We start from the raw sequence: 12,698 nt of genomic DNA on the forward strand, positions 1-12,698 counted from the left end.
GCATTATCGACGTTCGCGCGATGTTGCGTCGCCCGCGTTCGCTCCGGACAATGACGCCCTTGCCACGAAACGCCCGCCCGAACATTTTGCAGACCACCCCACAAAACGAATCGGCCGAAGACGCCGTGCTGCCCGTGCACTGGCACAGACGCGTGCTGACGCTCGCGTTTCCCATCGTCCTCGCGAACCTCACGCAGCCGATACTCGGCGCGGTCGATACGGCGGTCGCCGGTCATCTGGACGGGCCGCAGTATCTCGGCGGCGTCGCGCTCGGCGGACTCGTATTCAGCTTCGTGTTCTGGGGCTTCGGCTTTCTGCGCATGGGCACGACGGGACTCGTCGCGCAGGCGTTCGGCGCGCGCGATCACGACGCCCTGCGCAAAAGCGTGCTGCGCGCGATGCTGCTCGCGCTGGCGATCGGCGCGTCGGTGCTGGCGCTGCAAGTGCCGATCATCCGATACGGCCTCGTGGCGCTGGGCGGCAGCGCCGCCGTGCGGGACACCGCGAGCGCGTATTGTCATGCGCGCATCTGGGCCGCGCCGTTCGCGCTCGGCAATTACGTCGTGCTCGGATATCTGCTCGGCTGTCAGCGCGTGCGGCTCGCGCTCGTCACGCAGATTGTCATCAACCTGGTGAATATCGTCGCGGTGCTGTTGTTCGTGTATCGCTTCGGCTGGGGCATCGCGGGCATCGGCGCGGCGACGGCGTTCGCGGATTTCTGCGGCTTCGCGCTCGGCCTCGCGATCCTCTGGCATCTGCGTCCGCGCGGTCTTGCGCCGCTCGCGCCGCGCGCACTCTTCGATGCGCACGCGTTGAGGCGCCTCATCGCGATCAACCGCGACATCTTCATCCGCACGATCTGCCTGCTCGGCTCGTATGCGTGGTTCGCGCATCTCGGCGCGCGTCAGGGCGATGCGATCCTCGCCGCCAACGCCGTCCTGCTGAATTTCCAGACCTTCATGGCTTTCGGGCTCGACGGCTTCGCGCACGCGGCCGAAGCGCTCGTCGGCGCGGCGGCGGGCGCGCGCGACCGGCACGCGTTCCGCCAGGCCGTGAAAATCACCCTGTTCTGGTCGGCGATCGGCGCGGCGGGCTTTTCCGTCGTCTTCTGGATCGGCGGGGAATGGATCATCGGCAGGCTCACGGATCAGGCTGTGGTGAAGGCGGCGGCGGTGCGCTATCTGCCGTGGGCGTCGATTTTGCCGCTCGCGTCGGTCGCGGGCTTTCAACTGGATGGCGTGTTTATCGGCGCGACGCGCACGCACGAACTCATGAAAGCGATGGCCGTCTCGCTCGCCGTGTTTCTGCTCGCTGCGTGGGCGCTCGCGGGATCGCTCGGCAATCACGGACTGTGGCTCGCGCTCACCGTTTTCATGGTCGCGCGCGGCATCACGCTGGCGGTTCAGGTGCCGGCGATCGAGCGCGCGTCGTGCGCGCCCCGGCGAAACTGAAACACGAGCTGATCACGGCGCGTTCGGCTTCAACGCGGCGAGGCCGTCGAGCAACGCCCGATGAAACGCCGCCGGGTCCTGCATCTGCGGCGCATGCCCCAGTTCCGGAAACTCGACGAGCTTCGCCCCCTCGATACGCTCCTTCGCCAGCTTCGCGAGATCGGGATAACGCCCGAGCGTCGGACGAATGTCCGGCGGCGCGAAGTCACGGCCGATCGCAGTCGTGTCCTTGTCGCCGATGAGCAAAAGCGTCGGCGTCTTCAATTGATCGAATTCGTAGACGACCGGCTGCGTGTAGATCATGTCGTACAGCAACGCCGAATTCCACGCGACGATATCCTTGCCCGGCCCGCGATACATGCCCGCGAGCATCTGCACCCACGGTTCGTACTCGTCGCGCCACTGGCCCGAGTAGTAGGTGCCCGTTTCGTAGCGGCGAATGCCGTCGGCGCTCGTCTTGAGCTCGCGCGCATACCAGTCGTCGATGGAAATCGACGGCACGCCCTTCGCCTTCCAGTCTTCGAGTCCGATCGGATTGACGAGCACGAGCTGCTCCGTCTCGCCCGGATACATGAGCGCGTAGCGCACCGCGAGCATGCCGCCCGTCGAATGCGCGATGAGCGTCGCCTTCGATACGCCGAGCGCGCCGAGCAGCGCATGCGTGTTGCGGGCCAGTTGCTGGAAGCTGTACTGATAGCGCGCCGGCTTGGTCGACTTGCAAAAGCCGATCTGATCCGGCGCGATCACGCGATAGCCCGCATCGGTCAAGGTCTGGATGGTCTGCTTCCACGTCGCCGAACAGAAGTTCTTGCCGTGCAGCAGCACCGCCGTGCGGCCGTTCGGATGCGACGGATGCACGTCCATGTACGCCATGCTCACGACCTGGCGCTGCGACGTGAGCGAAAAGCGCGCGACCGGATACGGATAGTCGAATCCCTGCAACTCGGGGCCGTAGGCGGGACCGTCGTTGCCTTCGTCGGCATGCGCGTTGAACGCGAAGGACATCGCGAGACACAACATCAGCGATCGAACGACGGATGGCTTCTTGCGCACTGGATTCATTTTTTCATGTTCAGGATGACGTTGGCCGAGGCATTCTAGCGTGCCTGAATTTCACACGCGTCCGCCCGCTCGCCCGCCCCGCGCGCGGTCATCAACGCTTATACTTTGCGGCCTTCGATCGTCGTCAGGACCATTCCGAGCATGCAACTCCGCATCAAGGCAATCGCCGCCGCGTTCCTCGCATTCGCGTGCATGGGCGCCTCCGCGAGCGACTGCCCGCAGTTCAGTCCGAACGGCCGCGAGCCGGTCGTCGTCAATTCGAAGATGCGCGCGGCAACGCAGGAAGTCTGCTACAGCGACTTCGCGCTGCTTCACTCCGGCATCACGAAAGGTCCGCTCTGGTCGGCGGAGCATCTGACGGCGAGCAGCGTCGACGAGGCAAAGAACAACACGCGCACCAATCGCTTTTTCGTCGACAAGCGCCTGCCGCCGAGCGAAAGCGCGCAGCTTTCCGACTACAAGAAAAGCGGTTACGACCGCGGCCACATGAGTCCCGCAGGCGACCGCGCGAGCCAGAAAGGCATGGCCGAATCGTTCTCGCTTGCGAACATCGTGCCGCAGGACCCGTCGAACAACCGGCGCATCTGGTCGCGCATCGAGGAAGCGGTCCGCAGGCTCACGGAGGAATCGGGCGAAGCGTATGTCGTCACCGGGCCGCTCTTCTCGGGACGCGAGTTGCAGACGATCGGCGAATCGCGCGTGTTCGTGCCGACGCAACTGTATAAAGTGGTCTATTTGCCGCAGCGCCAGATCGCTTTCGCCGTTGTGGTCGAAAATACGCCGACGAACACGTACACGATGAAAACCGTCCGCGAGCTGGAAGCGATGAGCGGTCTCGCGTTTCCCGGCATCCCGGACGAACTGAAAGACAAGCGACTTGGAGGATTGCGCGGTGTTTAAGCCATTTGCGAACGATACTGATGTGATGAACATCGCGGGCGACGCGATCAACATCGAGAACGGCGTGAAACGCCTCACGATCAGCGGCGATTTGACGATCGCCCGCGACAAGGCCGGGCTCGCGAATGCGCTGGCGCTTCAGAAGGCGATCGGCGCGATCGTCGAAGCGTTGCAAAGCGATGCGTCGCTGCCGGCGAAGCTGCCCGACGAACCGGCCGCGCCGTCCGGCACCGCCGACAATCCGTTCATCTGAAGCGGCGCTCGCCAAGACAGTTGCGCGGAGAATCGAAGTGATCGAATGTCATGTCGGCCCGAGTCCGCTCGGGCACATCCTGTATCGCGCCGAAGACGGCTGTCTGACGGGTCTCTTCTTCGTCGGACAGAAGCATTTTCCTGACGGTTTGCAGGAGCCAACGCTGTCCGATACGGCGCCCCGAGCGCGCGTGATCGCCGAGGCGCGCGAGCAGGTCGGCGAATACTTCGCGGGCGCGCGCCAGGATTTCTCGATCGCGCTGCAACTTCACGGCACGGCGTTTCAGCGACAGGTCTGGGACGCGCTGCGTCAGATTCCTTTCGGCGACGCATGGACCTACGGCGACCTCGCGCGCCGCCTCGGCTTGCCCGCAGGCGCATCGCGGGCCGTCGGCAGCGCGAACGGGCGCAATCCCGTTGCGATCATCGTGCCGTGTCATCGCGTGATCGGCGTGGATGGGGAATTGACCGGCTATGCCGGCGGCGTGGACCGCAAACGCCATCTGCTCACGCTGGAAGGCGGGCCGGGGCGCGAGCAACTCGCGCTCTTTTGAGCCAGCCGGATTCCGACAGCAACGGGACTGGCAATAAAAAAACCCGCGAGACTTTCGTTTCGCGGGTTTTTTGTCGATGCAGAGCCGAAAAGGCTTACGGCGTCACGACCACTTCGACGCGGCGATTCTCCGCGCGACCCGCAACCGTTGCGTTCGATGCGATCGGGTTCGCCTTGCCGTATCCCTTCGCGGAGTAGATATCGGCGTTCAGACCATGCGCCTTCAGATAGTCCATCACGGCCCGTGCGCGACGATCCGACAGCGCGAGGTTATGGGAGACCGATGCGGTGGAATCGGTATAACCCGAAACCGTAAGGGACGAGAACTTCACGCCCTGTGCATCCGCGATGAATTTATCCAGGATCTGCTTGGCGTTCGGCGTCAGGACGGCGCTGTCCACGGCGAAGTTCGTCGCCGCGCCCAGCGTGAGCTTGCGCGGCGCCACGACCGGTGCCGGAGCAGGCGCAGGCTGCGCGACAACCGGTGCCGGCGCCGGTGCAGGCTCTGCCGGCGTCACGCAGTTGAAGATCACATCGCGCGAATCGCTGGGCGTTTTCGTGCCGGCGATCGTCTCGAGCACGTTCACCTTCTGATTGCCGCACATCTTCTGTGCCGCGGTCATACAGGCGCTGCCATTCTCGAAAAGACCGTGGCATTCAGCGCGGAAGGCCTTCTGGCCATTCGACGTCTGGATTTCGCTGATATTGAATGCCGGTCCCGTGGTGGACGAGCAGCCCGCGAGCACTGCAGCGGCGATAACACTAACGGCAAGGGTTTTGGTGAGCATCTTGGTATTCATGCGAGTCAAATTCAAAGCGGGCGCCGCTCAGAGCACGCCCCGTTTCCGGAGCTGGAGCTCGTCGCCAAAGACGGCAGGCAAATTCATGGATAGATTTCGGATACGTTCAACGATCGACGGACGATCCAAAAACTGCGCGATTGTAGCGCCGCGATTCGCGCGGATTAAGCGGACAACTCCCAAATTGACCACAATTGCCGCATTCATCTCGAAAACGCAAAAAAGCGCTATTTGGCCGGGGCGGGAAGATCGATGTCGGACTGCTTTTGCAGTTCCTGCACTCGCATTTGCAGGGCACGCAATTGTGCTTGCGCGGCAGCCTGTTCGGTGCGCAGTTCGCGAATCGCATTCTGCTGCTCGATTTGATAGGTCGTGACCTGGCTTTGCTGCGTGCGAGCGATTTCGAGATCCGCCTGAAGCCGGTTCGCGCGTTCCTGCTGAACAGCAATTTGCCGGTCAGCATACACCTTTTCCGCTTCGAGTTTAATGCGCCTGATTTCCGCATCGGCAAGCGTAGCCGATGTTTTCGCAAAATCCGAATACACCGTTTCGGCACGCGCATCGTTTGGCGTTTTGAATACGCGCCAGATATTGCTCTGCTGAAACAATGCCGTGTAATAAACCATCTGCTCGGGATAATACGAGAGACTCGCGCCGTAGCTGCCATTCAACGTCTTGCGCAATTCCGTGATTTTCCCGGCGGCCGTCAGATCTTCGAGTTCCGCAACATCGCTATTCTTGACAGCGGCAGGATCGGGCTTATCGGGCAGCGGATCCGCCGCGCGAGCAAACGGACTCGTCAAACTGGCTGCAATCAGCACGATTTGCGCAATTAACCGGCGCTTCATTGCGATTTTTCCGTAACGCCAAACTATGGCGATCGGAAAGAATTATGGCGCGGTAAATCAGCCAGTTCCAGACGAATTGAATATCACGTTCGATCTAGCGAATACAGCGGGAACTCAGATCGCCGACTGTCGCTTGAATCGGTCTTGCGGCAAGCGCGGTTCGCTCGCGTCGCGGATCGGTTCGACAGGCTGGAAGATGCGCGAGTCCGACGGCTCGGCGGGCACGCGCAGGAAAATCTCACGGTCGCCGTGAAAGACGAAGGGCCTGGCCGACAGGATGCGCGCGTCGGGGACATGCTCGACGGCGTGAACCGGCGCGGCGGAAACGGCAAAAAAAGCAAAGAAACCAGCGACGAGCGCGAGCGCGCCCGGAATCGAGTGTGAACGGTGCATGGCAAAGATACGCGATGAGGGCGCATGAGCGCCGGAATGGAGCAGCCGGAGAAAACGCACGGCGTCCGTGTACGACATGGATCGCTATTTCACCAGCCGTCGCGCGCTCTGCCCATGAGAGAGTTCTCAAAGAAATCTGCTGCCGGGCAACTTCCATGTGCGGTCCATGACGCCCAGGCGTGGAAAATGCATGCTAAAAGCGTTCGCCCGCGCAGACAATCGCGCTCCGCGCACGACTCGACGACTGCAGCCGTCATCCGAGGCCACGCGCAATCGCGCCGGCCCGCCCGCGCAAAGGCATGGCGACGGCGATGACTGGCGCGGCAGGCAACTACAACTTGCCAAGAGTCAGCCATAATGCGCGTTCGCAAAAAAGTCGCGACGCCAAGTAAAAACGAAAATGCCATGAATCAAGACGCCAAGCACTCCCCCGCTCAACCCCGTCCGCCCGCCGCCAACGATGGCAACGTGACGACCGGCGTCCCGGGCCTGGACGAAATCCTGGGCGGCGGTTTCGTCGAAGGCGGTCTGTATCTGATCGAAGGAATGGCGGGCGCGGGCAAGACGATTCTTTCATCGCAGATCGGCTTTCACCGCGTCGCGCAGGGCGACATGGTGCTGTACATCACGCTGATCGCCGAATCGCACACCAAGCTTTTGTCCCATCTGCGGGGGCTCTCGTTCTACAACGCCGACGCCATCTCGGACCGGATGCTCTTCGTCTCCGGCTACCACGAACTGATGCGCGACGGCCTCTCCGGTTTCCTCTCGCTGATCGCCGCGACGATCAAGACCAGCCGGCCGCGCTTCATGGTCATCGACGGCTTTCGCAGCGCGCGCGAATTCAGCTCGACCGAACTCGAGCTCTCGCAGTTCATTCACGAGCTTTCGGCGTTCGTGAGCGCCGCGCGCTGCACGACGCTGATCCTCGCGCCGCTGTCCGGCAACGAGCCGCATCCGGAACACACGCTCGTCGACGGGCTCATCGAGCTGAACCGTTACAACACGGGCATGCGGCGCGCCCGCGAAATCGAGGTCCACAAGCTGCGCGCCCGCGATCATCTGCTCGGCAAGCACTTCTTCAAGATCACGGAAGGCGGCCTCGTGACGTTTCCGCGGATCGAGGCGTCGCCCGCCGTCGAGCACGGCGCACCGGACTTCGAGAACCGATTCGGCTTCGGTTTCCCCGATTTCGATCAGATGCTCGGCGGCGGCGTCGTGCGCGGCTCGACGACCACGCTCATCGGGCCATCGGGCGTCGGCAAGACGCTGCTGTCGCTCAAGTTCCTGCAGGCGGGTGTCGAGCGCGGCGAGCGTTGCGTCTATTTCGGCCTGTACGAGTCGCCCGCGCGGCTTCTGGCGAAAGCGCTATCGGTCGGCATCGATCTCGCGCCGGCCGTGCAGGACGGGCGGCTCACGATCCACTGGCATCCGGCGGTCGAACTGGCGATCGACGAACTCGCCGTCGAGCTGTTGAACGCCGTGAAGGACGCGAAGGCGTCGCGGCTCGCGGTCGACGGCATCGACGGATTCTTTCAGTCCGCGAACCGCACCGAGCGTTTCGGCCTCTTTCTGAACGCGCTCACGCACCGTCTGCGCGATGCCGGCGCGACGACCGTGCTCACCGAAGAACTGCCACTCTACGGCGATGCCTCGCCGCCCGCTTCGTTGCGCGCCTCGGCGATGACCGAAAACATCGTTTTCATGCGCTACGTCGAGGCGAATTCCTCGCTGTATCGCATGGTGTCCGTCGTCAAGCAGCGCGAAGGCTCGCACGATTGCGCGATCCGCCGTCTCACGATCGACTCGCGCGGCCTGCATATCAGCGAAGGTTTCATCGGCTCGACGGGCCTCTTGTCCGGACATCCGTCGATCGCGCCCGCGCTTTCCGTATCGGACCCTGGCGCGCGCGCATGAAGAAAATCCTCGTCGTCGACGATGAATTCGACATCCTGACCACGTGGCGGCTCGTGCTCGAAATGGAGGGCTACGAGGTGTCGACCGCGTCCAACGGACGCACCGCGCTCGATGCGGCGCGCTCGAGCCCGCCCGCGCTCGTCATCACCGACTGGATGATGCCGCACATGGACGGCGTAGAGCTGATCCGGCAACTGGCCGCGAACGACGGGCTCGCGGGCGTGCCGGTCATTCTGATGAGCGCGGCGGCGAATGCGCCTGCGCTCGATCATCCGCGCGCGCAGTTTCGTCGCAAGCCGCTTTCGATCGACGATCTGCTCGACACGGTCAAGGGACTGATCGGTCCGGCCTGAGGAGCCTGGGCACGCTGCGTGCTTGAGAGGAGCGTTCCGGCGAATTCCGGACTTACCATAAACCGCTCAAACGAAGGGAGGCACCATGGTGCAGGATCAAGTGGAAGGCGCAGCACAGAAAGTGGTCGGCAAGGTGCAGGACGCGGTCGGCGCACTGACGGGCGATGAAGCCACGCAAGCCGAAGGCAAGGTGCGGCAGGCATACGGCAACTTGCAGCAAAGCTACGGCCAGACCGTCGACAACGTGCGGCTCGCCGTCGCGAGTCAGCCGATTCAGGGCGTGCTGATCGCGGCGGCCGTTGGCTTCGTGCTCGGCGCGTTGTGGAATCGCGATCGTTGAGGCGTTTCTGACCTGGCGATGCAAAGCCGGCGCGAAAGCTGCGCCGGCTTTGTCGTTTCATGGCGTTCCGCGCACGAATCCGGCGAGCCGTGCGGAGCGCGCGCAATCGAAGGCGATCGCGACCGCCGCCACGCCGAGCGCGCCATGCGAGCCGTCGATGGCCGCCGCGACGGCGAGTCCGCACGCGGACGCCATGCTCATCGCGCGAGCGACGGGCGCGGCGGCGTGGCCGCTCATCGCGAGCGACAAATGTGCGCCGATGAGCGCGAGCATCGCCATCACCGCCATCACAGAAAGCGCACCCGGCTGCGTGCCGAGCACATAGGCAAGCGCCGCGCACGCGCCTGCGCAGGCGAGATGCATCGGCTGCAAGCTCATGCCTCGGCCCTTCGTGCGCCAGCGTACGACCGAACCCAAGGCCGCGACCGCGCCGCCCGCCAGAACGGCATACGCGCTGTCCGAGCCCGGCAGCGCCCAGGCAACGAATGCAATCGTGACGAAGAGCGCCTGCGTGCATGCGCTCGCCGCGCCCCGATTGAAGCGATATCCGACGAATCCCGCGATCACAGCGAGCACGAGCGCGGCGGCGCCCGCTGGGCCGCTTGCGCAGCACGCGGCGGCCACGGCCACGGTCATGCCCATCTGCCACCAGCCGCGCGAAGCGCGCATCGACGAACCCGCCGCCAGCGCCGCGAGCACGCAGAGCGCGCCCGACAGCCCGTCCCCGATCATGCTTCCAGCACGTTCGACAGCGTGCCGATGCCCGCAATCGACACATCCACGCGCGCGCCGTCCTTGATCGAGCCGACGCCGATGGAGGTACCGCACGCGATCACATCGCCGGGCACGAGCGTCATGTCCTGCGACAGCAGGCTCACCTGCTCGGCGGGCGAAAAGATCATGTCGTCGAGCGGATAGTTCTGCCGCTCGACGCCTTCGAGCGTCGTGACGACGCTGGACGCGCGCCAGTCGAAACCATTGCCCGCTGCGACGATCGCCGGGCCGAGGCACGTGAAGGTATCGAAGCCCTTCGAGCGGCACCATTGCGCGAAGTTGGGATCTTCCTGCAGCAGTTCGATGGCGGTGACGTCGTTCACGCACGTATAGCCGAAGATCGCGCTTTCGGCTTCCTCGACCGACGCCCCGCTCACCGTCTTGCCGATCACGATGCCCAGCTCGCCCTCATACGCGATCTTGCCGTGATAACTCTTCGGCCGGCGGATCGACTCGCCCGGCCCGATCACCGACATCGGCGGCTTGATGAGAAAGAGCGGATGCTGCGGCGGCGCTTTATCGAGCTTCTGCGACAGCGCGTAGTAGTTGTTCCACAGCGCGATCACCTTGCTCGGCTGACACGGCGCGAGCAGCGTGAGGTCGTCCACGGCGAACGAAATGCCGGTCGGACGCGGGCGGTCGAACATCGCGCCTTCGTGCTGCACGACGCGGCCCGAATGCTGATCGAGCGTGCCGAAACCGATGCCGCCGCCAGCATCGCGAAAACGAATCCAGTGTGTCACGGTTGCCTCCCTTATAAGGAGCGCGGGCTGCATTTGCGTGCAAATGGCCCGCGCTCTCGTCCCCTCCTCCTGAAATCAGGTCAGATCAGACCCGCGCCGCGCGCCCACTTGTACTTCGCGCCGAGCACCGCGACGGGCAGTTCCGTCGAATAAGCGTAGGCCGGCACGCCGTGTTCGTACAGATATTCGGCGGCTTCCTCCACTTGCACGTCGCCCGCGAGCGAGGCCACGATCGGCTTCTCGATGCCGAGCGCCTTCATCTCCTCCTTCACTTCGATGACGAGCTTCGCGAAGACCATCGGCGGCGTGATGATCGTGTGCCAGTAGCCGAGGATGATCGAATGGATGCGATCGTCCTCCAGTCCCAGCCGGATCGTGTTCTTGTACGTCGACGGCGGCTCGCCCCCGGTGATGTCGACAGGATTGCCCGCCGCGCCGAACGGCGGGATGAACTTGCGGAACGCGGCGTCGAGATCGTCGGGCATCGTCATCAGCGAGAGGCCGTTATCGACGCACGCATCGGACAGCAGCACGCCCGAGCCGCCCGCGCCGGTGATGATGACCGTGTTCTCGCCCTTGGGCGTCGGCAGCTTCGGAATGCCGCGCGCGAATTCGAGCAGATCGCGCAACGAGCGGGCGCGGATCACGCCGCATTGCTGGAACACGTCCTCGTAGATCTTGTCGTTGCCCGCGAGCGCGCCCGTGTGCGAGCTGGCCGCGCGCGCGCCGAGGCTCGTGCGTCCCGCCTTCAGCACGACGACCGGCTTCTTCTTCGACACGCGCTTCGCGGCTTCGGCGAACGATCGTCCGTCCTTCAGATCCTCGCAATGCTGCGCGATGATCTCGGTGTTGTCGTCCTGCTCGAAGAACGTGAGCAGATCGTCTTCATCGATATCGCTCTTGTTGCCCAACCCGACGATCGCCGATACGCCCATCTTCGCCGAGCGCGAGAAGCCGATGATCGCCATGCCGATGCCGCCCGACTGCGACGACAACGCCGCCTTGCCCTTCACGTCGTACGGCGTGCAGAACGTCGCGCACAGGTTCTTCGGCGTGTAGTAGAAGCCGTAGATATTCGGCCCCATCATGCGGATGTCGTACTGACGCGCGATCTTCACGATCTCTTCCTGACCTTCGTGATTGCCCGTCTCAGCAAAGCCCGACGGAATCAGCACCGCGCCCGGAATCTTCTTCTCGCCCACTTCGACGAGCGCTTGCGCCACGAACTTCGCCGGAATCGCGAACACGGCGACGTCGATCACGCCGGGCACGTCCTTCACGCTCTTGTACGCCTTGCGGCCCATGATCTCGTCGGCTTTCGGATGGATCGGATAGATCGCGCCCTGGTAGCCGCCGTTGATGAGGTTCTTCATCACCGAGTTGCCGATCTTGCCGTCCTCGTTCGACGCGCCGATCACCGCGACCGCGTCCGGCTTCATGATGCGGTTCATCTGCGCGACGATCTGCTCCTGCGTCGGCCGATAGCGCGGCGCGGCCGGCTCGAAATCCATCACGATGCGCACGTCCGCCGCGACCGCGCCGCTCGGGCTCGCGAACACCGGATTCAGGTCCATCTCGGAGATTTGCGGGAAATCGTCGATGAGACGCGACACGCGCTCGATCAGCGTGATGAGCGCCTCGCGATGCACCGGTTCCGCGCCGCGCACGCCGCGCAGCACTTCGGCGGCCTGGATGCCGTCGAGCATCGACGCGGCTTCCTCGCGCGTCACGGGCGCGAGGCGGAACGTCACGTCCTTCAGCACTTCGACGAGCACGCCGCCGAGACCGAACGCGATCAGCTTGCCGAACGACGGATCGGTCACCGCGCCGATGATCACTTCCTGCCCCGCGCCGACCATCTGCTGGACCTGCACGCCGACGAGCGTCGCGTTCGGGTCGTACTGCTTCGCGTTCGAGATGATCGTGTCGAAACCGGCGCGCACGTCGGCTTCGTTCTTCACGTTGACGAGCACACCGCCCGCCTCGGTCTTATGCAGGATTTCGGGCGAAACGATCTTCAGCACCACCGGAAAGCCGATGAACGACGCGAGCTTCGCGGCATCGTCCGCCGACTTCGCGACGCCTTCCTGCGGCACCGCGATGCCGTATGCATCGCAGACGAGCTTGCCTTCGGGCGCCGTCAGCGACGTGCGGCCCTCGGCCTTCACGCGATCGAACACTTCCGCGACGCGGCGTTGCGCGTCGGGTGCATGGAGCGGGACGACCGCCGCCGCGTGCGTGGATGAGTTGGCTGCTTCGCTGCGTTCCTGGACTACCGTGCTGTTCATTTGGTGCGTCTCCGTTTATTTGGG

At 64.0% G+C, this 12,698-nt stretch carries 14 protein-coding genes; 7 read left to right on the forward strand and 7 right to left on the reverse strand.

Annotated features, from left to right (window positions below; genetic code table 11):
- Positions 1–50: 50 nt before the first annotated feature.
- On the forward strand, positions 51–1,451 hold the full coding sequence (locus AWB76_RS10345) for an MATE family efflux transporter (RefSeq protein ID WP_374729922.1): 1,401 nt from the start codon (positions 51–53) through the stop codon (positions 1,449–1,451).
- Positions 1,452–1,463: 12 nt separating this feature from the next.
- On the opposite strand, the gene AWB76_RS10350 is transcribed toward AWB76_RS10345, so the two are convergent.
- Entirely contained in the window at positions 1,464–2,513 is a 1,050-nt protein-coding gene (locus AWB76_RS10350; protein ID WP_063936322.1) for an alpha/beta fold hydrolase, read from the reverse strand.
- Between the two features lie 141 nt (positions 2,514–2,654).
- Between AWB76_RS10350 and AWB76_RS10355 the strand changes: the two genes are divergently transcribed.
- From AWB76_RS10355 to AWB76_RS10365, 3 genes are read left to right on the forward strand one after another with little or no spacing between them, the layout of a single operon-like run.
- Positions 2,655–3,413 carry a DNA/RNA non-specific endonuclease gene (locus AWB76_RS10355; protein WP_082864401.1) on the forward strand — a complete coding sequence of 253 codons (759 nt, stop codon included), beginning with the start codon at positions 2,655–2,657 and terminating at the stop codon, positions 3,411–3,413.
- 25 nt (positions 3,414–3,438) lie between these two features.
- Positions 3,439–3,666: a hypothetical protein gene (locus AWB76_RS10360; protein WP_061160050.1), complete on the forward strand. Its 228-nt coding sequence runs from the start codon at positions 3,439–3,441 to the stop codon at positions 3,664–3,666.
- Between the two features lie 37 nt (positions 3,667–3,703).
- Positions 3,704–4,219, forward strand: coding sequence for a methylated-DNA--[protein]-cysteine S-methyltransferase (locus AWB76_RS10365; RefSeq protein ID WP_061160051.1), 516 nt, complete (start codon positions 3,704–3,706; stop codon positions 4,217–4,219).
- A 94-nt stretch (positions 4,220–4,313) separates the two neighbouring features.
- Here AWB76_RS10365 and AWB76_RS10370 read toward each other — a convergent pair whose 3' ends face one another.
- The 3 genes from AWB76_RS10370 to AWB76_RS10385 all read right to left on the reverse strand — a co-directional run bounded on the left by AWB76_RS10370 (position 4,314) and on the right by AWB76_RS10385 (position 6,259).
- Positions 4,314–5,006 carry an OmpA family protein gene (locus AWB76_RS10370; RefSeq protein ID WP_063936324.1) on the reverse strand — a complete coding sequence of 231 codons (693 nt, stop codon included), beginning with the start codon at positions 5,004–5,006 and terminating at the stop codon, positions 4,314–4,316.
- A gap of 239 nt (positions 5,007–5,245) precedes the next feature.
- Positions 5,246–5,866 (reverse strand): DUF2968 domain-containing protein, encoded by a 621-nt coding sequence (locus tag AWB76_RS10380; RefSeq protein ID WP_061160054.1) that lies wholly within the window; start codon positions 5,864–5,866, stop codon positions 5,246–5,248.
- Between the two features lie 114 nt (positions 5,867–5,980).
- A complete protein-coding gene (locus AWB76_RS10385) occupies positions 5,981–6,259 on the reverse strand; it encodes a hypothetical protein (protein ID WP_157696091.1) in 279 nt (92 codons plus the stop codon).
- Between the two features lie 405 nt (positions 6,260–6,664).
- On the opposite strand from AWB76_RS10385, the gene AWB76_RS10390 reads away from it, so the two are divergent.
- The 3 genes from AWB76_RS10390 to AWB76_RS10400 all read left to right on the forward strand — a co-directional run bounded on the left by AWB76_RS10390 (position 6,665) and on the right by AWB76_RS10400 (position 8,869).
- The gene (locus tag AWB76_RS10390) at positions 6,665–8,176 is read left to right on the forward strand and encodes an ATPase domain-containing protein (protein WP_061160056.1); all 1,512 of its coding nucleotides are present in this window, start codon (positions 6,665–6,667) and stop codon (positions 8,174–8,176) included.
- Positions 8,173–8,529 carry a response regulator gene (locus AWB76_RS10395; RefSeq protein ID WP_061160057.1) on the forward strand — a complete coding sequence of 119 codons (357 nt, stop codon included), beginning with the start codon at positions 8,173–8,175 and terminating at the stop codon, positions 8,527–8,529. Before AWB76_RS10390 ends, AWB76_RS10395 begins: the two co-directional genes overlap by 4 nt.
- Positions 8,530–8,614: 85 nt before the next feature.
- Positions 8,615–8,869 (forward strand): CsbD family protein, encoded by a 255-nt coding sequence (locus AWB76_RS10400; protein ID WP_061160058.1) that lies wholly within the window; start codon positions 8,615–8,617, stop codon positions 8,867–8,869.
- Positions 8,870–8,926: 57 nt separating this feature from the next.
- Here AWB76_RS10400 and AWB76_RS10405 read toward each other — a convergent pair whose 3' ends face one another.
- The 3 genes from AWB76_RS10405 to AWB76_RS10415 form a co-directional block, all read right to left on the reverse strand.
- Positions 8,927–9,601, reverse strand: coding sequence for a hypothetical protein (locus AWB76_RS10405; protein ID WP_061160059.1), 675 nt, complete (start codon positions 9,599–9,601; stop codon positions 8,927–8,929).
- Positions 9,598–10,386 (reverse strand): fumarylacetoacetate hydrolase family protein, encoded by a 789-nt coding sequence (locus AWB76_RS10410; RefSeq protein ID WP_061160060.1) that lies wholly within the window; start codon positions 10,384–10,386, stop codon positions 9,598–9,600. Before AWB76_RS10410 ends, AWB76_RS10405 begins: the two co-directional genes overlap by 4 nt.
- 80 nt (positions 10,387–10,466) lie before the next feature.
- The gene (locus tag AWB76_RS10415; RefSeq protein WP_244173295.1) at positions 10,467–12,674 is read right to left on the reverse strand and encodes an acetate--CoA ligase family protein; all 2,208 of its coding nucleotides are present in this window, start codon (positions 12,672–12,674) and stop codon (positions 10,467–10,469) included.
- Positions 12,675–12,698: the final 24 nt, after the last annotated feature.

The sequence above is a fragment of the Caballeronia temeraria genome (genome assembly GCF_001544795.2).
GTDB classification, from domain to species: domain Bacteria; phylum Pseudomonadota; class Gammaproteobacteria; order Burkholderiales; family Burkholderiaceae; genus Caballeronia; species Caballeronia temeraria.

Excerpts from the sequence above, each read along its gene's own strand:
- AWB76_RS10345 (WP_374729922.1), top strand. The coding sequence starts at position 51 with ATGACGCCCTTGCCACGAAACGCCCGCCCGAACATTTTGCAGACCACC.
- AWB76_RS10350 (WP_063936322.1), bottom strand. The coding sequence starts at position 2,513 with ATGAATCCAGTGCGCAAGAAGCCATCCGTCGTTCGATCGCTGATGTTG.
- AWB76_RS10355 (WP_082864401.1), top strand. The coding sequence starts at position 2,655 with ATGCAACTCCGCATCAAGGCAATCGCCGCCGCGTTCCTCGCATTCGCG.
- AWB76_RS10360 (WP_061160050.1), top strand. The coding sequence starts at position 3,439 with ATGAACATCGCGGGCGACGCGATCAACATCGAGAACGGCGTGAAACGC.
- AWB76_RS10370 (WP_063936324.1), bottom strand. The coding sequence starts at position 5,006 with ATGCTCACCAAAACCCTTGCCGTTAGTGTTATCGCCGCTGCAGTGCTC.
- AWB76_RS10380 (WP_061160054.1), bottom strand. The coding sequence starts at position 5,866 with ATGAAGCGCCGGTTAATTGCGCAAATCGTGCTGATTGCAGCCAGTTTG.
- AWB76_RS10385 (WP_157696091.1), bottom strand. The coding sequence starts at position 6,259 with ATGCACCGTTCACACTCGATTCCGGGCGCGCTCGCGCTCGTCGCTGGT.
- AWB76_RS10390 (WP_061160056.1), top strand. The coding sequence starts at position 6,665 with ATGAATCAAGACGCCAAGCACTCCCCCGCTCAACCCCGTCCGCCCGCC.
- AWB76_RS10395 (WP_061160057.1), top strand. The coding sequence starts at position 8,173 with ATGAAGAAAATCCTCGTCGTCGACGATGAATTCGACATCCTGACCACG.
- AWB76_RS10400 (WP_061160058.1), top strand. The coding sequence starts at position 8,615 with ATGGTGCAGGATCAAGTGGAAGGCGCAGCACAGAAAGTGGTCGGCAAG.
- AWB76_RS10405 (WP_061160059.1), bottom strand. The coding sequence starts at position 9,601 with ATGATCGGGGACGGGCTGTCGGGCGCGCTCTGCGTGCTCGCGGCGCTG.
- AWB76_RS10415 (WP_244173295.1), bottom strand. The coding sequence starts at position 12,674 with ATGAACAGCACGGTAGTCCAGGAACGCAGCGAAGCAGCCAACTCATCC.